Source organism: Cocleimonas sp. KMM 6892 (assembly GCF_035798195.1).
Classification (GTDB): domain Bacteria; phylum Pseudomonadota; class Gammaproteobacteria; order Thiotrichales; family Thiotrichaceae; genus Cocleimonas; species Cocleimonas flava.
On sequence record NZ_JAPFBV010000001.1, the window covers coordinates 225,411 to 248,630 of the forward strand.

The 23,220-nt window shown below is 41.2% G+C and carries 23 protein-coding genes; 7 read left to right on the top strand and 16 right to left on the bottom strand.

All coding sequences use genetic code 11. From position 1 onward, the window contains the following. Nucleotides 1-179: 179 nt before the first annotated feature. The 11 genes from OO007_RS01045 to tyrS all read right to left on the bottom strand — a co-directional run bounded on the left by OO007_RS01045 (nucleotide 180) and on the right by tyrS (nucleotide 10,565). A complete protein-coding gene (locus tag OO007_RS01045; protein WP_325807362.1) occupies nucleotides 180-785 on the bottom strand; it encodes a hypothetical protein in 606 nt (201 codons plus the stop codon). Nucleotides 786-828: 43 nt separating this feature from the next. Beyond that, nucleotides 829-1,317 (bottom strand): Lcl C-terminal domain-containing protein, encoded by a 489-nt coding sequence (locus tag OO007_RS01050; RefSeq protein ID WP_325807363.1) that lies wholly within the window; start codon nucleotides 1,315-1,317, stop codon nucleotides 829-831. Nucleotides 1,318-2,102: 785 nt separating this feature from the next. Then, entirely contained in the window at nucleotides 2,103-2,507 is a 405-nt protein-coding gene (locus OO007_RS01055) for a CBS domain-containing protein (RefSeq protein WP_131904186.1), read from the bottom strand. Between the two features lie 78 nt (nucleotides 2,508-2,585). After that, the gene (gene nqrM / locus OO007_RS01060; protein ID WP_325807364.1) at nucleotides 2,586-2,879 is read right to left on the bottom strand and encodes a (Na+)-NQR maturation NqrM; all 294 of its coding nucleotides are present in this window, start codon (nucleotides 2,877-2,879) and stop codon (nucleotides 2,586-2,588) included. A gap of 89 nt (nucleotides 2,880-2,968) precedes the next feature. Continuing rightward, entirely contained in the window at nucleotides 2,969-4,192 is a 1,224-nt protein-coding gene (gene nqrF, locus OO007_RS01065) for an NADH:ubiquinone reductase (Na(+)-transporting) subunit F (protein WP_131904188.1), read from the bottom strand. A 38-nt stretch (nucleotides 4,193-4,230) separates the two neighbouring features. Then, entirely contained in the window at nucleotides 4,231-4,827 is a 597-nt protein-coding gene (nqrE, locus tag OO007_RS01070; RefSeq protein ID WP_131904189.1) for an NADH:ubiquinone reductase (Na(+)-transporting) subunit E, read from the bottom strand. After that, complete coding sequence (locus tag OO007_RS01075) at nucleotides 4,827-5,498, bottom strand: NADH:ubiquinone reductase (Na(+)-transporting) subunit D (RefSeq protein WP_325807366.1); 672 nt, start codon at nucleotides 5,496-5,498, stop codon at nucleotides 4,827-4,829. Before OO007_RS01075 ends, nqrE begins: the two co-directional genes overlap by 1 nt. Next, nucleotides 5,498-6,301 (bottom strand): Na(+)-translocating NADH-quinone reductase subunit C, encoded by an 804-nt coding sequence (locus OO007_RS01080; RefSeq protein ID WP_325807368.1) that lies wholly within the window; start codon nucleotides 6,299-6,301, stop codon nucleotides 5,498-5,500. Before OO007_RS01080 ends, OO007_RS01075 begins: the two co-directional genes overlap by 1 nt. 2 nt (nucleotides 6,302-6,303) lie before the next feature. Further along, nucleotides 6,304-7,563 carry an NADH:ubiquinone reductase (Na(+)-transporting) subunit B gene (locus tag OO007_RS01085; protein WP_131904192.1) on the bottom strand — a complete coding sequence of 420 codons (1,260 nt, stop codon included), beginning with the start codon at nucleotides 7,561-7,563 and terminating at the stop codon, nucleotides 6,304-6,306. Between the two features lie 2 nt (nucleotides 7,564-7,565). Beyond that, on the bottom strand, nucleotides 7,566-8,927 hold the full coding sequence (locus OO007_RS01090) for a Na(+)-translocating NADH-quinone reductase subunit A (RefSeq protein WP_325807369.1): 1,362 nt from the start codon (nucleotides 8,925-8,927) through the stop codon (nucleotides 7,566-7,568). Nucleotides 8,928-9,257: 330 nt separating this feature from the next. Then, nucleotides 9,258-10,565: a tyrosine--tRNA ligase gene (tyrS, locus tag OO007_RS01095; RefSeq protein WP_325807370.1), complete on the bottom strand. Its 1,308-nt coding sequence runs from the start codon at nucleotides 10,563-10,565 to the stop codon at nucleotides 9,258-9,260. A 334-nt stretch (nucleotides 10,566-10,899) separates the two neighbouring features. Between tyrS and OO007_RS01100 the strand changes: the two genes are divergently transcribed. Both OO007_RS01100 and OO007_RS01105 read left to right on the top strand, forming a co-directional pair. Further along, nucleotides 10,900-11,298, top strand: a complete 399-nt coding sequence (locus OO007_RS01100; RefSeq protein ID WP_325807372.1) for a DUF2057 family protein — start codon at nucleotides 10,900-10,902, stop codon at nucleotides 11,296-11,298. A 43-nt stretch (nucleotides 11,299-11,341) separates the two neighbouring features. After that, complete coding sequence (locus OO007_RS01105) at nucleotides 11,342-11,659, top strand: YciI family protein (protein WP_131904196.1); 318 nt, start codon at nucleotides 11,342-11,344, stop codon at nucleotides 11,657-11,659. 79 nt (nucleotides 11,660-11,738) lie between these two features. On the opposite strand, the gene OO007_RS01110 is transcribed toward OO007_RS01105, so the two are convergent. After that, nucleotides 11,739-15,596, bottom strand: a complete 3,858-nt coding sequence (locus tag OO007_RS01110; RefSeq protein WP_325807374.1) for a DUF3683 domain-containing protein — start codon at nucleotides 15,594-15,596, stop codon at nucleotides 11,739-11,741. Between the two features lie 117 nt (nucleotides 15,597-15,713). Here OO007_RS01110 and OO007_RS01115 point away from each other — a divergent pair, with 117 nt between their 5' ends. After that, complete coding sequence (locus OO007_RS01115) at nucleotides 15,714-16,448, top strand: glycerophosphodiester phosphodiesterase family protein (RefSeq protein ID WP_325807376.1); 735 nt, start codon at nucleotides 15,714-15,716, stop codon at nucleotides 16,446-16,448. 117 nt (nucleotides 16,449-16,565) lie between these two features. Here the strand turns inward: OO007_RS01115 and mreD are convergent, their stop codons facing one another. From mreD to OO007_RS01130, 3 genes are all read right to left on the bottom strand, one after another. After that, nucleotides 16,566-17,054, bottom strand: a complete 489-nt coding sequence (gene mreD, locus OO007_RS01120; RefSeq protein ID WP_325807378.1) for a rod shape-determining protein MreD — start codon at nucleotides 17,052-17,054, stop codon at nucleotides 16,566-16,568. Between the two features lie 4 nt (nucleotides 17,055-17,058). Continuing rightward, the gene (gene mreC, locus OO007_RS01125) at nucleotides 17,059-17,910 is read right to left on the bottom strand and encodes a rod shape-determining protein MreC (protein ID WP_325807379.1); all 852 of its coding nucleotides are present in this window, start codon (nucleotides 17,908-17,910) and stop codon (nucleotides 17,059-17,061) included. Nucleotides 17,911-17,992: 82 nt separating this feature from the next. Further along, complete coding sequence (locus tag OO007_RS01130; RefSeq protein ID WP_131904201.1) at nucleotides 17,993-19,039, bottom strand: rod shape-determining protein; 1,047 nt, start codon at nucleotides 19,037-19,039, stop codon at nucleotides 17,993-17,995. Nucleotides 19,040-19,258: 219 nt separating this feature from the next. On the opposite strand from OO007_RS01130, the gene OO007_RS01135 reads away from it, so the two are divergent. The 4 genes from OO007_RS01135 to OO007_RS01150 all read left to right on the top strand — a co-directional run bounded on the left by OO007_RS01135 (nucleotide 19,259) and on the right by OO007_RS01150 (nucleotide 21,961). Then, the gene (locus OO007_RS01135) at nucleotides 19,259-19,837 is read left to right on the top strand and encodes an NAD(P)H-dependent oxidoreductase (RefSeq protein WP_131904202.1); all 579 of its coding nucleotides are present in this window, start codon (nucleotides 19,259-19,261) and stop codon (nucleotides 19,835-19,837) included. A 32-nt stretch (nucleotides 19,838-19,869) separates the two neighbouring features. After that, nucleotides 19,870-20,709 (top strand): alpha/beta fold hydrolase, encoded by an 840-nt coding sequence (locus OO007_RS01140; RefSeq protein WP_325807380.1) that lies wholly within the window; start codon nucleotides 19,870-19,872, stop codon nucleotides 20,707-20,709. 122 nt (nucleotides 20,710-20,831) lie between these two features. Further along, on the top strand, nucleotides 20,832-21,413 hold the full coding sequence (locus OO007_RS01145; RefSeq protein ID WP_325807381.1) for a hypothetical protein: 582 nt from the start codon (nucleotides 20,832-20,834) through the stop codon (nucleotides 21,411-21,413). 146 nt (nucleotides 21,414-21,559) lie between these two features. Continuing rightward, entirely contained in the window at nucleotides 21,560-21,961 is a 402-nt protein-coding gene (locus tag OO007_RS01150; protein ID WP_131904204.1) for an acyl-CoA thioesterase, read from the top strand. On the opposite strand, the gene OO007_RS01155 is transcribed toward OO007_RS01150, so the two are convergent. After that, nucleotides 21,958-23,172: a glycerate kinase type-2 family protein gene (locus OO007_RS01155; protein ID WP_325807383.1), complete on the bottom strand. Its 1,215-nt coding sequence runs from the start codon at nucleotides 23,170-23,172 to the stop codon at nucleotides 21,958-21,960. The genes OO007_RS01150 and OO007_RS01155 overlap by 4 nt on opposite strands. Nucleotides 23,173-23,220 lie beyond the last annotated feature (48 nt).

A 23,220-nucleotide genomic window follows, 5' to 3' on the forward strand; every position in this document is an offset into this window, starting at 1 on the left:
GTTACTAGAGATTTAGAAATACTGTGTCTAGGTTGCTGTGACCCAGCTACTGTTGTCACAGTTATCTCTATCACAGATTTAGTCACCCCCCTACTTTGGAGCCATTTTTAAGTACTTAAATAAAGACGTCAAAAAAAGGCTTATAAGTAGGGGGGTGGCTAATCAATTATTCAAAGAGATTACTCAGCCGATAATTTCTTTTCTATTTGAGATAAGGTCACACAGGCCTGATTGACATTGGTTGTCGACTGCTGACCAAACCTTGTCATCAAGGACATATAAGCGCCATTTTCCTGTTTGGTTATTCTTCCCTGTTTAGACAGCGCACTTTGTTTTTTAATGGCTACACCGTAACGATCCCAGATATTTTTTGCGTTACATCCAGAAGCGTTCGATTTCTGACCTTTTGTTGTTAGCATTCCCGCCCGATTTATCGGTGCCTTCTTATAACCAGCTGGCGCATATTTTTTCATTATCCCATCGTATTTGGCACAAATAGCAGGGTTTACTTTCGTCCCGTATTGAATATTTGGATTCTTCTCGCTCTCTTTGCTTAGCAGGATGCCCGCGGCAGCTGATTCTGTTGCCAATCCTTGACGAACACGCTCATCTGCCGGATTTGGCTCTTGTCCTTTCTGGATGGATGCCGCAAATTTCCGGTTATGAATCTGCATCATATTGTTTACTTCCATCATCTTGGTTTGTGCTTGTTTATAATTACAAGCACTCGCTGGGACTGAAATAGCCGAAAGTGCTACTGCTGTGATTAAAAGGAGTTTTTTCATTTAAGATTCCATAGTGATTTTAAAAAGGTGTAATGCGTTGATGCTACTCCGATCTGACACAGCGGATGTGATAACCGTCAGAAGTATATAAAGCGACATCTAGGCTATTGCCGTGATAGAAGTCTACTGTCCAATGTGATTCGGGATCGTCTTCATATTCTGTGGTTGTGTGATAGGTATCTTCGGTGGCGACGACTTTAAATGCGCTTTGAATAGCAGGCTGATTTTTAGCGACTCGAGTTGTATCGACGATACTTAGTAGCTCTACTCTTGTGGGTAGACGCCAGTCTTGCTTGGCCGCTAACGCGAGGCTTGAACAGTATTTATTGGCTTGAATAAAACTACCGGATTTTACTTTACCGTTATTATTTTTATAGGAATCCTGCCATTGCAGTTTTGTCGTTGAGTCAATGATTGTTTCCTGATCATGACTGAATCTTGGGGCAGCGTTTACTGTTTGAATTGAGAAGATAAATAGACTGAGACTTAAACCCAGAGCTATATTTTTACAAGTTAACGCATTGATTTCCAAAATACTTTCCACACCCAATTAATTTAAGTGATAGAAAGTATAAAGCATTTACAGTGAGACAAACTATTTTTATAAAATATATTAATAGTCAGATTAGAATATAAAAAAAGCCCTGTAAGTTGGGGGGTGGCTTTTCTAGGCTTACCAAAAGCCAGAAAAGTCCGTCGTAGATTCCGCAAGGAATCGTCGACGTACAATGATCGATAAACCACTGAACCCATTAAGTCTCAAATTGTTTGAAATTAATCGCTTACCAAAAGCCGGAAAAGTCCGTCATAGATTCCGCAAGGAATCATTGACGTACAATGATCGACAAATCACTGAACCCATTAAGTCTCAAATTGTTTGAAACTAATCGCTTACCAAAAGCCGGAAATGGCAAGCCAAATAATTATTCGGCTGAAGCCTCGCCCTAAAGGGCCAGCTAAAGCTGTTGTCTCGCTTTGCTCGGCTGAATTAGCCGTTTCAACAAAACGAAACGGTAAGTTAGCTAAAGTCCGTCGTAGATTCCGCAAGGAATCGTCGACGTACAATGATCGACAAACCATTGAACCCATTAAGTCTCAAATTGTTTGAAACTAATCGCTTACCAAAAGCTATCTACGACAAGCAAAATAATTATTCAGCTAAGTTATTTTTTTAGAAACTCAATGTTAAAAAACATGAGAGTGTCATAACTTCTGACGGAAGCTACGACATTAAGAAAGGGATTTTAAGTTGTTTAGCTAGATCGTGATGATCTAGCTCAGACAAAAGCAAAGTAGCGTGTTAAGCACATTAAGTACTTAGCAGAGATACATTTCCAAAGCTTTAAGAACATCTGTACGGCCAATCATGCCAATCACGTTGCCATTCTCAACTACTGGGTAACGTCTGTAATGGTCTTTCAGAAACATTTCAGCAACATACAAACAACTGTAATCAGCTTCTACCGTTCTTACGTCAGGTGTCATGAAGTCTTGAACCTGACCTCTGAAAGAGGAGTCGAAATTAGATTTAAGCGCAGCTTTAATACAATCAGTACCAGATATCATACCGACCAGGTTGCCAAGATCATCAACTACAGGTGCGCCGAAAATACGGTGTTTATTGAAAAGCTTAATTGCTTCGCCTATTTCCTGATCAGGTTTGAACTTGATAAAATTAGGATTTAGGTGATAACGCACATGAAGTTCATCAGACTTTGACATATATAAAACTCCTATTTGTAACCTTAAGGTTAAGGTTTAATTAGCGGGGTAGTACTAGCGGGCAAGCCTAGCATACTATTACTTTATGCCTGTTCTCAACTGATCAATGTTAATCTGGGCGTAGTCTTTTGTTATATTTTGTTGTTCGTTGCTGTTTGTATCGCTGTTTTCCGCACTATCTTTTTCTTCTTGAGCCATACGTGCTTTACGTTTTTCACAAGGGTTAGAACAACTACAATCCCCTTTAACACCGGGAATATTTGATAAACCACCGCAGCTGCCTTTAAGCTCACGGTTGTTCAGCAACACACCTGCAGCCATTCCTAAGAATGCTAATAACAATACCATAAATGTGAATAAAAATATTTGCATAAAAATTTCCTGAAATACTAGTAAACGACTTTGTTTACTATGCGTTGCTTACTAGTATTTCTATATTATCAAGTGAGCTAAAAAGCTGCTTAGCCACCAAAGTCATCCAGCATAATGTTCTCTTCTTCAACGCCCATTTCTTCAAGCATATCGATAACAGCTGTATTCATCATTGGTGGACCACACATGTAAAACTCACAGTCTTCAGGAGCCGCATGCTCTTTCAGATAATTATTGTAAAGAATGTCATGGATGTAGCCTGTATAGCCTTCCCAGTTATCTTCTGGCTGTGGTTCTGATAAACCTAGGTGCCATTCAAAATTATCGTGCTCTTTGGCTAGCTTATCAAACTCTTCTACGTAAAAAGCTTCGCGCAGACTTCTTGCTCCATACCAGAAACTGATTTTACGTTTACTTGCTAATCGACCAAGCTGATCGAATATATGAGAGCGCATTGGAGCCATTCCAGCACCACCACCGACAAATACCATTTCAGCATCGGTATCTTTCGCGAAAAATTCTCCGAATGGTCCTGAGATAGTGACTTCATCACCGGGCTTAAGATCAAAAATATACGACGACATAACGCCTGCAGGAATATTATTCTCACCTGGAGGAGGTGTAGCAATACGAACATTCAGCATTATCAACCCTTTTTCTTCAGGGTAGTTTGCCATCGAGTATGCACGAAGCGCTGGTTCTGGCACGTGAGATTCGATATCCCATAGTTTGAAGTGATCCCAATCGGCGCGGTATTCTTCCTGAATATCAAATTCAGAATACTTCAGATCATACGGTGGACATTCGATTTGAATATAACCACCAGCACGGAAGTTAACATCTTCGCCTTCAGGTAATTCAAGCACTAGTTCTTTGATAAAAGTCGCTACGTTTTCATTAGATTTAACTTTACATTGCCACTTTTTAACACCAAATACCTCTTCAGGTACTTCGATTACCATGTCTTGCTTTACGTTTACCTGACAGGCTAAACGATCACCATGCCGAGCTTCGCGCTTATTGATGTGAGATTCTTCAGCAGGGAGTAAACTTCCGCCACCGTCAAAGATTCTTACTTTACATTGAGCGCAAGTTCCACCGCCACCACAAGCCGACGCGATAAATAAACCGCTGTCTGCCAGTGAGTTTAATAGTTTTCCGCCTACGGGTACTTCTATATCACGTTCTTTATTGATATGTAACGTTACATTACCGCTAGCCACTAATTTTGAGCGCGCAAAAAGAATTATGAACACAAGACTGATTACGATGCTTGTGAATAGGAGTATTCCTAATAGAATTTGAATAGTCATATTATTGTATCTTCACCTAAATACTTAAACTGAGAGTTCTAAAGTTGAATGCCAGAGAAGGCCATAAAGCCCATAGACATTAAACCTACGGTGATAAAGGTAATACCTAAACCCTGTAGTCCTTTTGGAACATCGCTATATTTCAACTTCTCACGTACTCCAGCCAAAGCAACTATCGCAAGCGCCCAGCCTAGTCCACTAGAAATACCGTATACCGCACTTTCGGCAAATGAATAATCACGCTCAACCATGAACAATGAACCACCCAGAATTGCGCAGTTAACCGTAATCAATGGCAAGAACACACCCAATGCGTTGTATAGGCTTGGTAAATACTTATCCAATACCATTTCTAGTATCTGTACCATCGCCGCGATAACACCGATATAACTGATTAAGCCTAAAAAGGTAAGATCAACACCTTGTAGTAAGGCGTTTTCTTTAAGCAGATAGTTAAGAATCAAGTTATTAACTGGAACTGTGATTGCCTGTACAACTGCTACTGCAATACCAAGACCTATGGCTGTTTCAATTTTTTTCGAAAGAGCAAGGAAGGTACACATTCCCAGGAAGAATGCGAGCGCCAAGTTTTCAACAAATATCGCCTTTATAGCAAGACTTAGTAGATCTTCCATTAGTGAACCTCCGCCGAGCCGTGCACATGTGACTCATGTATTTTAAAATCAGGCTCTTCATTCTGTTCCGGCTTCCATGTTCTAACTGCCCAGATTAGCAAGCCAATTATGAAGAAAGCACTAGGGGGAAGAAGCATCATGCCATTAGATTGATACCAGCCGCCATCAGTAGTTAATGGGAAAAGCTTGTAACCTAACAATGAACCAGCACCAAGAAGCTCTCTGAAGACTGCAACGATGATAAGAATCAAGCTGTAACCCATACCATTGCCTAAACCATCAATAAAGCTGTCTTTAACGCCGTTTTTCATGGCGTATGCTTCTGCACGTCCCATAACGATACAGTTGGTGATAATCAATCCAACAAATACCGATAGTTGCTTAGACGTATCATAAGCAAATGCTTTCAATAACTGATCTACCACAATTACCAAAGAAGCGATAATCGTCATTTGTACGATGATACGAATACTGCCCGGAATATGATGACGAACCGAACTGATTGAAGCACTTGAAAAAGCGGTTACAACCGTTAAAGCCACAGACATCAATAATGCAGTTTTAACCGAAGTTGTTACCGCAAGTGCCGAACAGATACCTAATATCTGTAACGTAATCGGGTTTTGGTCTACTAACGGTTCGACCAGTGTTTTTTTAGTTTCAGGGTTCATTATTTAGCTCCCTCTTTACGAATGTTTTCCAAGTATTTGTCATAGCCTTGTTTGCCCAGCCAGTAATGCAGCATGTTTTCTACACCACGAGAAGTTAGGGTTGCGCCCGATAAGCCATCAACCTTATATTCCGCATCTGGTGTTCCGCTGTTCACGCTTCCTTTAATGACCTGAATCATGACTTCTCCAGAATCGTTATAAACCTGTTTGCCAATCCACTTTTTACGCCACTCCGGATTATCAACTTCACCACCCAGACCTGGTGTTTCAGCGTGCTCGTAAAAGCCTAAACCAACGACGGTTTTCGCATCATTTTTCAAAGCCAAAAAGCCATATAAGGTAGACCACAAGCCGTAACCATGAACGGGTAAGATAATGGATTTTATGTTCTCTCCATCTTTAACCAGATACACAGACGTATATTTAGCGCGACGTTTGATTCCAGCAATATCGTTTTCTTTCTTTAATTGGATATTCTGCTTGGGATCGTTAGAAGCTTTACGCTGATCGTAAGTTACAGGATCAACATCTGTTACATATTCACCAGTTGTCATATCAATAACGCGAGGTTCGATTTGAGAGAACAACTCATCGATAGACTTGCCTTCTTCCATCAAACCAGCGATTTCAAGAATGTTCTTCTTCTTATCTAGCGCTTTGTTTTGATCTTGCATAGGTTTTAATACAACCGCTGCACCTGATACCAAAACCGAACACACTAAACAAAGTGCTACCGCAACTGCGAGCGTTTTTTTAACGCTATCGTTTGGTAAATCTAGAATTTTTTGAATTGGAGCAAACATGATTATTCTCCTCCTTTTTCATCAAACGAAGAAAAAGCAGCTTCGCGCTTGAGACGACGCTTTACGTTTGCCTGAACTACGAAATGATCTATTAATGGAGCGAAGATATTAGAGAACAGAATAGCTAACATGATGCCTTCCGGGAAAGCCGGGTTTACAACACGTATTAAGACCGTCATAAAACCAATCAACGCACCGTAATACCAACGACCAAGATTAGTCATCGATGCTGATACTGGATCTGTCGCCATGAAGATCATACCGAAAGCAAAACCACCCGTTACCATGTGCCAGTACCAAGGCATAGAGAACATCGGATTGCTGTCACTACCAATAAGGTTGAACAATATACTTGTAGCAACCATGCCGATCATTACACCAGCAACAATGCGCCACGATGCGATCTTGGTGAATAATAAAATTGCACCACCGATAAAGATTGCAAGTGTTGAGGTTTCACCCAGCGACCCAGGAACCATTCCGAGGAATGAGTCGAACCAGGTAATCTGACTTTTAACGATCAGATCAACACCACCTTCTGCTGCCATACCAAGTGCTGTTGCACCAGTATAACCATCAACCGCTGTCCAGACTGCATTACCTGACATCGCTGCCGGATAAGCAAAGTATAGGAACGCACGACCTACCAAAGCAGGATTCAAGAAGTTTTTACCCGTACCACCAAATACTTCCTTACCGACAATGATGCCGAAAAGTATACCTAAACCAACCATCCACAACGGTGTATCAGGCGGTAGTGTTAGTGTGTAAAGGATAGAAGTAACGAAGAAGCCTTCGTTGATTTCATGCCCACGTACGAGTGCAAACGCTGCCTCAGCAATACCACCCACGATAAACGTGGTCATATAGATAGGCAGGAAGTATGTCAGTCCATGTAAGAAATTGGCAAAGAAACTACCAGGATCATACCCAAAAGGATTCAGGAACCAGCCACGAAGACCATCGATAGTTTCCAGACCTAAGCTTGCCATAGCAACATTGGCTTGATAACCCGTGTTGAAACAAGCCATAAACATAACAGGGAAAGTAGCCATCCACACATAACCCATTACGCGTTTTAAATCTAACGCATCGCGGATATGAGGAGCACCAACCGTTGTGTTTGGTGGGCTATAAAACAGCGTATCCACCATTTCATAAAGCACATAAAGTCGTTCTAGTTTGCCACCACGGGTAAAATGCGGTTCAGCATCATCTAGTACTTTTCTTAGTAAACCAGTTTTTTTCTTTTCAGAAGTCATGACTAGCCCTCCCTTTCAATAATTTCAAGACAAGCGCGTAGTGCAGGACCGTATTCGTATTTGCTGTGACAAACAAACGTACACAAGGCGAGATCTTCTTCATCTAGCTCAAGACAACCTAGTTTTTGTGCAGTTTCAGTATCGCGTACCAATAACGCACGTAATAATTGTGTAGGCAAAATATCTAACGGCATTACTCTTTCATAACTTCCGAGAGGCACCATTGCTCTGGCACTACCATTTTGCGAACTACTAAATGAAAATTCCTGTTTATCCTTGTTCAATGCATTGGTAAATACATTCATCACAGAGAATTGTTTTAAGAAAGGATTCACCCAGTGTAGGAATTGTCGTTTTTGCCCTTCAGGCACAACACTTACTTGAAGATTAAAGCGACCCACATAAGATCGATTGCCTACTGCGTGTAAACCACTCAGTACAGAACCAGAAATTACACGCGCATTGCCTTCTTTTAATTGACCAGCAACCAATTCATTAGTTGATGCCCCCATGCGAGAAGAAATTAAACGCGGTTCTTTAACCATTGGGCCAGCAAGAGAGAAGATACGATCTACATTGCGCTTACCAGTGGTTAGCAATTTACCAATCGCAATCACATCCTGATAATGTAAATGCCAGACAGTACGTTTATCGCTCGCCGGTAAAATATTATGTATGTGTGTACCTACCAGACCAGCTGGGTGCTTACCTGAGAACTTTTTAGTAACTACGTTGCTTTCAGGAGACTCAGGCAGCGTTGCATTTTCATGCTGACAGACATAAACCTCGCCTTTTGTGAGTTTTGAAATTGCTTTCAAACCGTCTAGATAGGCTTCCGACTTATAATTAATGATGAGCTCAGGATTCGCGCTTAATGGATCAGTATCTATTGAACGCACAAAAATCCCCGCAGGTACGCTATCTACCTGAGGTGTTTTGCTGTAAGGACGGGTTCGAAACGCAGTCCAGGAACCACTGTCTTGTAGTATTTTGCGAATATCTTCAGCGGAGGCTGTATCTAGCTCTTCAGAAGAAAACTTAGGGAATTCAATGAATTCCTCTTCTTCATCGAGTTTAATGATTACCGATTGTAAAGCACGCTTCGCACCACGCGGAATCGCAGTAATCACACCCGCACCTGGCGATGTATAATTAAACCCTGGATTACGCTTATCGGTGAAGAGTGCTTGACCACCCTTTACGTGATCACCCACTGCGACCAACATAGATGGTCTTAGTAAATGGTAATCGGTACCGATAACTGCGACTGTTGTGATAGTCGGGGAGTTAGTCTCAATATCTTCGCTAATAGCTTGTACTGGCTCACCTGTTATGGAGATGTCCAGACCTTTCAAAATTTTCATTTAGGTTGCAGTTCCGACTCTTAATTAGCTAGAGCCTATCAATAGTTAAAATTAAGATAATATAGCGGTGCAAATTAACATCATCAGCATTAAAATTCATGTACTTAAATGTATAAACACTATTTAAATTTTTATACTTTACATAAAAAGGCTTAAATATCCTTATGGGGCATAGTTTTGATCAATCGAAATTATTTATACCTATATTATTATCTAATTGCGAAATATCAAAAGGCTTACATTTTGTATGAAAATATCCCCAGTTTTAGAGGATTTTTGTACCGATTCATTCCAGTAAACTACGCTATACCCTTTTCAAAAAGACCCGCCTTACTCTGCACACAATACAAAGTAATTCTTTTTGCCACGCTGCAATAACACGAACTTGTCATTAATCAGATCAGCATTGGTGATTTGATAGCCATCTTCCACCTTCTCTTTATTAACAGAGATAGAATTTTCTTTAAGTGCTCGACGCGCTTCACCATTAGATTTCAAAAATCCTGTATCAGTAGCTAATGCAGCGACAATATCCAAACCATCCGCGATCGCAGAAGCAGACACAGAGGCTTGAGGCACACCATCAAACACATCGAGGAAGGTTTGCTCATCAAGCTTTTTCAAATCTTCACTGGTCGACTTACCAAACAAGATACCACTCGCCTGAATTGCTTTTTCCAGCTCTTCTTCAGAATGCACCATTGCTGTTATTTCATTCGCCAGACGCTTTTGCAGCAAACGTAAATGCGGTGCTTCATTATGCTCTGCAATAAGGGCTTCAATCTCATCTTTACCTAAGAACGTAAAAATACGAATAAAGTTTTCGCTATCGACATCTGTTGAATTCAACCAGTACTGGTAAAACTTGTAGGGAGATGTGTATTTAGCTGATAACCAGACATTACCACCTTCACTCTTACCAAATTTGGAGCCATCGGCCTTAGTGATTAATGGCGTAGTAATAGCGTATGCTTTGCCTCGTCCCATTCTGCGAACAAGCTCAGTACCCGTAGTGATATTACCCCACTGGTCGCTGCCACCCATTTGCAAGGTACAGTTTTTTTCTTGAAATAGATGAAAGAAATCATAACCTTGCACAAGCTGGTAAGTGAATTCGGTAAAACTCATTCCTTCAGTACCACCGGCATCTTCGGTTTCTGGCTTGATACGGTTTTTTACTGAATCCTTAGCCATCATATAATTGACGGTTATGTGTTTTCCCACATCACGAATGAAGTCTAAAAACGAAAACTCTTTCATCCAGTCGTAGTTATTGACTAATTCTGCACCATTTTCGGTATCCGAATTAAAATCAAGGAAATGCGCAAGTTGCTTTTTAATTGATTCTTGATTATGACGCAGCGTTTTTTCATCCAGCAAATTGCGTTCTGCAGATTTTCCCGAAGGGTCACCTATCATACCTGTAGCGCCTCCCACCAATGCTATAGGCTTGTGCCCACAACGCTGGAAATGCGCAAGCAGCATGATCGGAACCAAATTTCCTATATGTAAAGAATCTGCTGTAGGATCAAAGCCAACGTAGGCACTGCGAACCGCTTCCATCAAATGTTCTTCAGCTCCAGGCATCACATCATGAATCATGTTGCGCCAGCGTAATTCTTCAATAAAATTTTTCATATTAGATTCTTAATTTTTAGTCTGATATCTCGAGGTGCGTATTATAGGCGAGATTCGAGATAAGAAAAGACACCCCCCTACTTTTATAGCTTTTTCCAGCATATTTAAATTTAAAAGCATCAGCTTCCGCAGATTGAAGTATTCATACATACTAATCATATATAGTAATTTATTGAATTTAATAGATATGACTTATTGATTAATTTAGAATCCTTGCTTCTATTTATTAAGGTTTGAAGATCAAAGAAGCATGATAAGAAAATATACAAAACTATTGAGTGTAATAGCAATCATCACTATCTTTCTGACTAACATATCAGGTTGCTCTTCTCCATTGAAAGAAAAAAGAAACTTCGGAGAAGGAGAAGTCTCTCTTATAGCTCCTGCTGAGTTAATGATAAGAATAATCGATAATAAAAAAATCAAAATGGCTGATTTCAGAGACGGGACTTACACGATCAGGCTCCCTAAAGGACAACATTCGATTGTTTTTGAATACATTGATAACTGGAATAGAAAAACAGATATGGCAAACATCATGCGATCCCCTCCAGTTGTGCTAACTTATAATTATATTTCCTCTCACTCTTATATACTTAATTATAAGAGACCCGAGAGCGCCGAAGAAGCAAGAAAATTAGCAAAACGCCCCAAGTTCTGGCTCGAACAAAAAGGAAAAATTCTCAAAGAAGGCGTTGTAAATAAATCAATCTTTCTGCGCAATCAATATTGAGAATATTTTTAACCGATATCAATAACAAACTACAGGAATTCAAATGGCTAAATTTATGTTGGTGTATTTAGGTGGCAACCAACCTTCTAATCCAGAAGAAGGAAAAAAACATTTCGAGGAATACCGCAACTGGTTAGTTGGCTTAGGCGATGCGATCGTTAGCGCTGCGAACCCTTTAAAAGACACGCACGTGATTCACCCTGACGGACAAACTGAAGCTGGAAGCACAACAGCAATGTCAGGTTTCACTGTGATTGAGGCAGAATCAATCGAAGAAGCTGTGAAAATTTCTCAGACTTGCCCGTTTCAGAAAATTGGCGGAACACTTGAGGTTTCTGAGTTAGTACAGATGAATGGCTAGAAACACGTCTAAAAGGTGGTGGATGTCATATTAAATGGCACCCCCCACCTTTTAGGCCTTTTTTCTATTTTTTTAGACATTAAAGAAGAACTTTTTCAATCCCGCCTTTAGTTACTCTCTCGACAAACTGGTTCTGCCACGTTTCACCGTGCATATGCTTCATCATTTCAACGACAATATAGTCCGTATCCATTCCCGTATCATCTGCATAGCGTGATAAACCTTGTTGACATGCTGGGCAGTTGGTAAGAATTTTCACATTGCCGTTTTTAGCCGTATCTTCACCCGTTTGTTTGACGATACCTTCACGCAGACTTTCTTCTTTTCTAAAGCGCAATTGACTCGCGATATCAGGACGACTTACCGCAAAGGTTCCTGCTTCACCACAACAACGATCAGACAATGCGACTTCTTGCCCCATAAGTTCAGAGGTTAGCTTGGTTGGATCGTAATTCTTAATCGGCGTATGACATGGGTCATGATAAACATACTTGATACCATCGACAGCTTCTAACTTGACGTCTTTTTCCAGCAGATACTCATGGATATCTAGCAAGCGGCAACCTGGGAAAATTCGCTCAAATTCATATTTGAGCAACTGATCCATGCAGGTACCACAAGAAACGATGACTGTATTGATTTCCAGATAAGTTAGCGCCTGCGCAATACGATGAAATAACACGCGATTCTCTGTAGATATCTGCGTACCTTTATCGATATCGCCACTTGAGGTTTGCGGATAACCACAACACAAATACCCTGGAGGTAGCACAGTGGTTGCACCCGTATCATAGAGCATCGCTATTGTAGCCATACCAATCTGTGAGAATAGACGCTCCGACCCACAACCTGGGAAATAGAACACAGAATCCCCACGTTCGGCTTTACTCAAAGCGGGGTTACGGATGATTGGTACCGTTTTATCATCCTCTAAGCCCAACACTGCTCGAGTGGTTCGCATTGGCACATGCGCTGGCATCGGTTTTTTAACGAACTGAATAACATGCTCTGTTAAACCTGCATTACCGGTTGTCCCAGAAGGTCTTTGATTAGACTTTAACAGACCCAAACGCTTGAAAAGCGTATGTCCGAAGCGTTGAGATTTATACCCAAGCTGAACTAAACCGGCACGCATTAACTTAATGGTCGTTGGATCTTTGACGTTAAGGAAAGCCATTGACGCCCAAGTCACAATATTGGTTTTCTTTTGCTTACGTTCGCGCAAGATATGGCGCATACGAACAGTAACATCACCGAAATCGATATTAACCGGGCACGGACTCAAACATTTGTGACAAATCGTACAATGATCAGCCACATCGTTCATTTCCTCAAAGTGGCGCATTGAAATACCACGGCGAGTTTGCTCTTCATACAAGAACGCTTCGAGCATTAAACCTGTAGCCAGAATTTTATTTCGCGGTGAATAAAGCAAATTCGCTCGTGGCACATGAGTCGTACACACTGGCTTACACTTACCGCAACGCAAACAATCCTTGATATCATCATTCAACGCGCCAAGTTCGTTATGCTCAAGCAATAACGCTTCTCTTTCTACCAAACGCAATGAAGGCGTATAAGCATCCTGCAAACCAGAACCCGGCATTAATTTGCCACGGTTAAAGTGACCATTAGGATCTACTTCATTTTTATAAGTAGCAAACTCATTGATGACCGCATCTGGCAGATAATGCATTTTTGTCAGACCGATACCGTGCTCACCAGAAATAACACCGTCCAGAGACAGCGCTAATTCCATTACCTGATCAACGATATGATCTGCTTCTTGCATCATTTCGTAATCATTTGAGTTTACTGGAATGTTACTGTGCACATTACCGTCACCCGCATGCATGTGAAGCGCAACGAATAATCGCTTGGAAAGCACTTGTTCGTGTACTTTATGCACCTCATCACGCAATGGCTTTAAATCCTGACCGACGAAAATATCTTCTAGTGGTCTTTTGATTTCTCGCTTATAAGAAATGCGCAGATCACGCCTTAAAAGCAGATTAATGATCTTATCATCGTCCTTACATTTCTCCTGCGCTTGAACAGAGAGCAACTCAGGGTGCGCCTTAGCACTTTCTTCCGACTTATCTAAAATTGCCTGCCAGCGCTTGCGGACACTCGACAAATGATTGATCGCCAGATCTTTCTTGGCCTGCAAGATAGCCAGATTATCTTCGCTATCGGTCGCCTGGCTTAATTTTTTATCCAGCTCTGGATTTTCGCCAGTAAAAACATCTAATGCAGTATCAATCAACTCAAGCTTATTTGAAATTGATTGATGCACATTGATGCGCTCGATACCTTCGCTGTATTTATCAAGATTATGGAGCGGTATTACCACGTCTTCGTTGATCTTAAAGGCATTCGTATGCGCAGCAATCGCTGCCGTTCGAGAACGATCTGCCCAGAACTTTTTACGTGCTTCAGGACTTATTGCAACAAAACCTTCAGCATTTCGCGCATTAGCTAGTTCTACAACTCGTGAAGCGGCTTTTGCCACTTGCTGTTCATCATCACCAACGATATCGGCAATCAAAACCATTTTAGGAAATGAACCACGCGCTGCTTTTGGCGTATATTTAACGGCTTTTACATAGCGTTCATCAAGATGCTCCAAACCAGCCAATAATACGTGCTCGTTGCCATCCAGATAATCTTTTACTTCTACAATGGCGGGAACGGCTTCTTGTAAATCAGTACCATAAAATTCCATACACACGGTTCGTGTGTGATCAGGCATACGATGCAAGATAAATTCAGCGGAAGTAATTAAACCATCACAGCCTTCTTTTTGTATTCCTGGTAATCCACCCAGAAATTTATTGGTAACATCCTTACCCAAACCCACTTTACGGAAGAACTGACCAGGCAAGGTAAGAATTTCAACATCGCCTTTTTGCGTTTTAGCATCTTGTTCGAATCGAGTAATTTGAAAACTAACTTCTTGCTGATCGTGAATTTTACCCAGATTATGATTAAGTCGAACGACTTCAAGCCATTCCGCATCCGGTGTTACCATTCTCCAGGATAATAAGTTATCCAGCGCAGTTCCCCACATGACAGCTTTTTTACCGCCCGCATTCATGGAAACATTGCCACCAATCGTAGATGCATCTTGCGACGTTGGATCTACCGCAAACACTAAACCAGTACTAGCCGCCAAGTCGGACACACGACGTGTAACAACACCCGCATCCGCTCTGACAACCGCTACTTCCTGATCAACACCCGGTAAATCCGTGCGTTTTCTCACTTCACTTAAGGTTTCAAGCTTTTCCGTGTTGATCACAGCACTCATTGCATCCAGAGGAATTGCACCGCCGGTATACCCTGTTCCACCACCTCTTGGGATTACGGTGAGACCAAGCTTGATGCTTGTTTGAACCAGTTGAGCAATTTCTTCTTCAGTATCTGGCGTCAAAACCACAAAGGGGTATTCAACACGCCAGTCAGTCGCATCAGTTACATGAGAGACACGCGCCAACCCATCAAACTGGATATTGTCTTTGCGGGTAATCGCACGGAATTTACGTTTTGCTCGCTTACGCAGCGCAAAATAATCAGCAAACCAGATTGCAAATTCATCCACTGCTTTATCAGCAATGTCAATTAGCTCTAAAGTCAGTTCATTACCTTCTGCTCTGTCTCTAATTCGCTTTAAACGTGAACGCTTGGTCTCAATTAAAGAAAAACGACGCTTCTCATTCTCTAGTAAATCATCCTGGATATAGGGATTACGCTTTACTATCCACATATCCCCCAGCACTTCCAGCAACATGTGCGCAGAAAGCCCTGTCGTTCTTCTTTCACGAAGTGTTTCCAGAATTTCCCAGGCGCGCTTACCGAGTAAGCGTAAAATAATCTCTTTATCTGAGAAAGACGTATAATTGTAGGGGATTTCCCTATATGGCTTTTTAGTATTCATGTGGGTGCGAATTCTAACGCGTATAACTATGAGTGTGAACAAACCCTAAAAAAATACCGTAAAAAATATCAATATTGACTATAACTAGAGCATTAACCTTAGGTCTCGAAGAAAACCATGAATCACATTTTAGATAAAAACAAGCTTATTGCGCATCGCGGCGATAATACTAACCACCCAGAAAACAGCTACGCAGCAATAGAATCAGCGTTATTAGCTGGCGCGCAATTCATAGAGTTCGATATACAAATGAACGCTGACAAGACCATCATTGTTTTTCATGATGAAGACTTCAAAAGAATGTCGGACAAAGATATATCCGTTTTTGATGTTACTAACGAGACATTGAAAAGTCTGAGCATCCACGAACCCAATCAATTCTCAGATAAACACTACCCGACCTACACATCGTCTCTGGATGAAATTTTAGCTTTGCTGAAAAGCTACCCCAGCGTGACTTATTTAATCGAAGTAAAAGTCAAAAGCCTTAAACACTGGGGCTTAGAAACCGTTATGGAAAAACTTTTAACTCAACTAAAACCTTATAGTCATAATATTACGGTGATTAGTTACAGCGTAGCCGCGCTTGAATACATCAGACAATTTAGCGATATAAAAATTGGCCTCGTTTTTAATAATTACATTGCCAAACACAAAGACATCGCAAATAAACTAAAGCCCGATTACATGCTTTGCCCTTATGAATCATTTCCTGAATCCGGATATTGGCAAGGAACATGGGAATGGATGGTGTATTCCATCAATGACATTGAAACTGCGAAGATATGGCTAGAAAAAGATGGCATAGACTACATCGAAACCGACGACATCACTCTTTTACTCAATAAATAATGACACTATAGATGGCAATCAAGAAGGCAATACATAGATATTACATAAGAGATTAAAGAATCCAGAAGCAGAATAAATATGAAAGTCACCCCCCTACTTTGGGGCGTTTTTTCTCAATTAAAACGACTTCTTTTGCGCATGATATAAACGCATATAGTAGTGATACAAAGGCCAGACCAATAGACTACTAAATACGGTATACCAATAACCCCAACCTTCTGGCGTATTTCCTGTAATCCCCAGAATCCAGAGATTGATCAGCAAATAAGTACCCAACACCAAAAACAATAGGAAGAGTTGCTGAAAAAAACTATCCATCAAAAGACGCGAACGCATTCTCAACGTTAAAAACAAGACAATGGTAAAGCCCAAAGCGTGCTGCCCCATAATAGTGCCGTACAGAGAATCAATCAGCAAACCAACAAACCAGGCAAATACCAGACTAGACTTATTTGGCGAAACCAAGCCCCAATGAATAAAGGTCAGTGCCAACCATTCTGGTCTAAACAAAATCCATTCGTCATTAACAGGCAGAATGGTCAAAGCAAATGCAACAACGACAGACAATAAAATCGCACCCGTAAATCTTGGACTTATCTCTTCCATTAATTTACTTACTTGCCCCGTTTGTTTGCTCTGGCATGTTATTACTAGACTCCAATTCAGAAGAATAGTCAGCACGCCAGATCATTAAAATCTCGCGGGTTTTACTGAAATCAGTGAATGGTGTGGCATGTACTTTCATGAACGAATCACCCGGGTTATAAGCAACACTATCAACTATAGCAACAGGAAAGTCTGGTGGAAACAACTGACCTAAACCAGAGCTAACAAATTTATCTCCTGTCTGGATATCCATACTCGTTTCAACATGCTTTAGTTCTAAACGATTTATCTTACCCGTACCAACAGCCAACGCTCCTTGACCCGTTCTTACATTGCGCACATGAATCGCATGTTTTGCATCAGTAAGCTGCATAATGACAGCCGAATTAGGCGTAACACTCTCGGTCTGACCATAAATATTATTACCTGCCAAGGCTACTTGTCCGACGAAAATCCCATCATCCGTACCTTTATTGATCACCACATTTTTACTAAATGGGTTTGAAGATACAGAGAGGATTTCGGTTAAGGTAAATTTTTCACGAACAGCAGGGGTTGCACTCAATTGACTTCTTAAACGCTGATTTTCTCGAGCGATTGAATGGTACTTTTGGTCTCTAGCGGCATAAACACCCACCAAAGCGCGCAACTCACGATTCGCTTTAGACAGTTCATCATGATCAGAGAAAAACTCTCGAGTAAAACTTGCTAAACGATAAGGCAAATCAACCGTATATTGAACGGGATAGATAAGAAACTTGGTTAATCCGGTACGAACAGGCAAAAGCCTATTTTTTCGGTAATCCAAAGTCATAAAGGCCATAGAGATCAAAGCCAAAATCACGAACTTAATCATGTAGCCTTGCTGCTTACTATCGTCTCTGTCTAGATTATAAATAACAGACTCCCTCGGAATCCCTGATTTTTATAGATATTTATTATTCAGAAGCCCAAAAATCAAAACCATCATCATCAAGCATATCCAGAATGCGCCCACCGCCTCTAGCTACACACGTTAATGGATCATCGGCAACAACGACTGGTATACCGGTTTCTTCCATAAGAAGACGATCTAAATCACGTAATAACGCCCCACCACCAGTTAATACGATACCTCTATCAGCAACATCAGCACCTAATTCTGGTGGTGTTTGTTCCAAAGCAGTCTTTACCGCACTCACGATACCGAATAAAGGCTCTTGCAAGGCTTCCAGAATTTCATTACTGGTTAATGTAAAGCTTCGTGGAACACCTTCAGAAAGGTTACGACCTTTTACTTCAAGCTCCATTAATTCTTTACCCGGGTAGGCAGAACCAATTTTGCATTTGATATTTTCTGCGGTTGCTTCACCAATAAGCATGCCGTAGTTTCTACGAACATAACTGATAATGGCATCATCAAGACGGTCACCACCAATACGCACAGAAGCTGAATACACAATGCCACGTAATGACATGATCGCAACTTCTGAAGTACCACCACCTATATCCAAAACCATTGAACCGACAGCTTCATCGATTGGGATACCTGCGCCAATTGCAGCAGCCATTGGCTCTTCAACCAAATAGACTTTACGAGCACCTGCGCCCATTGCAGAATCTTTGATTGCGCGTCGTTCAACCTGAGTTGCACCACAAGGCACACAGATAACCACACGAGGACGAGGGCCAAATATTCTTCTTGGTGCTACTTTCCCAATAAAATGTTGTAACATTTTCTCGGTATAAGTGAAATCTGCAATCACTCCATCCTTCATCGGACGGATAGCCTGAATATTTTCTGGGGTTCTACCCAGCATCTTTTTTGCTTCAACACCGACAGCTTCAATTTTTTTCGGGCCACCTGGGCCACGCTCTTGTCGAATAGCTACGACCGAAGGTTCATCAAGGACGATACCCTTACCACGCATATAAATCAGTGTATTCGCTGTTCCTAAATCGATAGATATATCGTTAGAGAACATGCTAAAGAATGCTTTAAACATAGAAAATTTTTCCAATTCTTGAGAGTATCAAGACCCCAATATGAAGGACGTGGATCGCCCGTATTTATTTGTGTATAAGCTTATACTATTTTACTTCTAAAAAAGAGCATAAAATACAAACCGCGTAATGTATCAATCACAGCTAAATAGAGCAAGAATTTGCTCAATTAAGTACACTGATTTAGAATGCGCCACCCTATTAGACTATACCTTATTATAATGAATGTACTGATTGTTTTCACCCATCCAAATCCAGCAAGCTTTAATCACGCGTTATTGGATAAAGTTTCTGCCGGCCTAAAAGAAGCCGGACACTCAATTAAAGTAAAGGATTTGTACCAGGAAAACTTCGATCCTATTCTTAGTGCTAGTGATCTTGATCAGCTACATAAAGGAGAAATACCATCCAAAATAGCGAAAGAACAAGAGCAGCTATTATGGGCAGATTCTTTAATATTCATATATCCCCTTTGGTGGTTTGGCCGTCCAGCCATGCTAAAAGGCTGGTTTGATCTGGTTTTAACCAATGGCTTAGCGTTTGAATACTCAAGCGATGGTGTGAAAGGTCTATTAAAGCATAAACGTGCTCTGGTACTGATTACCGCAGGTGGATCAAGAAAGTATTTTGAAGATACTGACGCATTGCAACTAATACACAGACCAACCACTGATGGAACGTTATCATTCTGTGGCATCAAGGATGTTTCACACGAGATCTACTACGATATCGCCAACATCAGTAATGAAGAGCGCCTTGAAATACTCGATAACGTCGAAGAAATGGGAAGAACGTTTTAACTTTTTAGTCAAAACAAATATTAAAAAAGATTATGCAAACTCCAGAAACCGAAATTCTCAATTATAAAATCTATCCAGGAGAAACTACTCAAGCGGAAAAGCAATTCCCTTTGATTATTCTTCATGGCTTATTCGGCTCTATGGACAACTGGCGCTCTCAGGCTCAACGCCTCTCGGCTAAAAGACCTGTGATTATTCTTGATTTGCGTAACCATGGTAATTCCCCTCATATAAAAGGAATGAGTTATCGTGAGATGTATGAAGATGTCATCAAACTCGCAAAACACCTTAATATTCCCAAGTTCGATCTACTCGGGCATTCAATGGGCGGCAAAGTTGCGATGCAAATGGCATTAGCTCAGGATGAATTGGGATTAGACCTGATTAATCGACTCATTGTGGTCGATATCGCACCACGTCCCTACCCCTTATGGCATCAAACAACCTTAAAAGCGGTTTTAGGTGCACCTGTAGAAACGTTTAATTCTCGTCAGGAAATCGACGATCATCTTAAATTATCCATTGATGATGCAGTTGAACGTGCCTTTATGATCAAAAATCTGAGGCGAGCAAAACAGGATATCGATGGATCAAATGACGGTTTCCGCTGGAAAAGTGATGTACAGGAAATCGCTAAAGGCTATCTGAAAATTGCAGGATTCACGACTTCTGGACAAACATTTTCTCATGAAACACTCTTTATAGATGGTGACGATTCACGTTATATGCGCGAACAAGACCACACAATTATCAAAGCATTATTCCCGAAATCTACTATTTCTACTGTAAAAAACAGCGATCATTTACCCCATATTCAGCAAGCTGACGAATTTTTCTCTCTCTGCGACACCTTCTTAACCCCTACACAATAGGCATTTAAACAAGGTTTGAAAATTACTTGTAAAAAAAGTTGCACGACTCTAAAGAAGTATATTAGTATATACTCATATTCGAACTTAGTTGAATACTTAATTACTCACACAAGGAGATCGTCATGAAATTACAAGCTATCACATTAACAACATTATTAGCATTAGCTGGAACTGCATCAGCTGACTGGTTTGATGGATTCAATAACGGCAACGGGGCTGGAAACGGATACGGTAACGCTGCGGGTAACGGCTCGACTGCGGGAAATGCTGCTGGTAACGGCGCTGCAAACGGAAATGGTTGGGGCACAGCTAAAGGCGACGCTGATGGCGAAGTAGATTTCTCTATCACTTTTAAAGGCAAAGGCCGTACAGATATGGACACAGCAGGTAACCTAAGTGGAAATGGCGAGGGTTCTGGAAACACAGCAGCAAACGGCAATGGTTACGGCAACATGGCAGGAAACGGTTACGGCAACGGCTACAACTCATCTAACACTAACGGCTATGGCAACGGTTTTAACAACTATGGTTACGCTCCTGCGGGATCATTCGCACCAGCGGGTTACAACCCTGCTATGACAACAGCACCTGCGCAAACTCAAGACTACACACAGCTTAAAGCAATGTGGGAAGCACAAGCTAAGCAAGCTGAAGAAATGCTTAAGCGCATTGAAGCTGCACAACAAAACGCTGCTAAATCATAATCAACTGATTTAAATAAAACGTTAGAAGGCTCGCATTTGCGAGCCTTTTTTTATGATTTTTTATACCTTAAATTTCTGTATATTTGAATGCGCAACAATCCAATATAAAGTAAAGTGCGTAACTCCTAGATTTAGCAGAAATAAAGATGATCACAAAAAACCCGTATCAAGACAATAGACATACATCGCTAAGAACCTTGGCAATGCCTGCGGACTCTAATCCAAGCGGTGATATTTTTGGTGGCTGGTTAATGTCACAAATGGATATTGCTGGAGGCTTTTACGCACGCCAACTTTCAAAATCCCGTGTTGTGACCGTAGCTGTAGAAGCCATGACTTTCCATTTACCCGTATTTGTCGGCGATGAAGTAAGCTGTTATTGCGAAACCGAAAGACTCGGCAGAACTTCAATTGCAGTGCATGTCGAAACATGGGTAAGACGCGATCAATTATCAGATGACAGCATTAAAGTCACTGAAGCGGTTTACACTTATGTTGCAATCGATGAAGACCGAAAGCCTATCCCTATCAAGAAACCAGAGTCTTAAACAGGGCAGATTCCAATAACTAAATCCATCACATTGGTACCACTTGCTCCCGTTGTTATGAGTCCTTCAGTTTGTTTGAAGTACGAGTGAGAATCTGCTCTGTCGAGATAATCTGCGACATCAAGATTCTTCGACAAGCCTAATTCTGTAGTGTGATTATCGACGATCGCTCCAGTGGCAGTGGTCAAACCGTCAGTTCCATCGGTACCTGCCGCGAGTAGGTAGCATTCATCGGGCCCCGCCATGTACTTTGCAGCTGTCAGTGCAAGGTGCTGATTTCTCCCGCCTAAACCTGGATTGCTGGGTAAATTGACCGTTGTCTCACCGCCCCAAATTAACAACTTACCCGCTTCATTTTTTAAAGCATCTACGCAGTTAATCGCAGCCACTGAAGCATCATCTTCAAGAAATTCAGGAATTACTTGGCACGAATAACCTAGTGACTTTGCTTTTACTGCCGCTGCTTCTTTGGCAATCTCTAAAGAAGCTATTATCTTCCAATTAAAGTCCCCCCCCCACATTGGGGCCTTTATTTTATTCAACTTATCTTTCCACCGCTCAGGAAGATCAGGCAATTCTTTCTCATCTACAAGAAATAGCAAACCAGAACCTATAACTTCAGGGTTATCTTCTGGCACATCAGAAATCATCAGGCAATTTACTGGCCTTCCGTTAAGGTAGCGCCAAAGTCCGCCGCCTTTAATTGCAGATAAACGACGTCGAATCGAATTGATTTGATCGATAGGATAGGCATTAGCCAGCAAGTAATCCGTCAGCTCCTGCAGTTGAGATAAATCCCACCCTTCGTTTAAAACCTCAACTAATGCAGATGCACCACCTGATATTAAAAATAAACAAGGTTCTCCTTCTGGTAATTCACGAAGATAATCCAATAAGACTTCCCCGGCTTTAATACTATTTTCTTTTGGAACGGGGTGATCTGATTCAACGCAAATTACTTTCTCATTCTGTTCGACTTCTGTGCTGATATGCCCATATTTAGAAATAACTAACGCAGATTTAACCCGATCATCAGGCACTCCCTGATACATTGAATCTGCGGCTTTCCCAATAGCGATTACATGAAACTCATCAGGGTATGGATAAGGGTCATTGTCAGCTTCCAGCTCTTTACTCACCACAGCCTTACCTTCAACAGAGGATAAAGCGGCGTGAAATACAGCTAATAGATTTTCTTTGTGGTTATTCATACCAAATGACTTCCTTAAAAAGTGCCTATAAGTAGGGGGGTGTCTTTA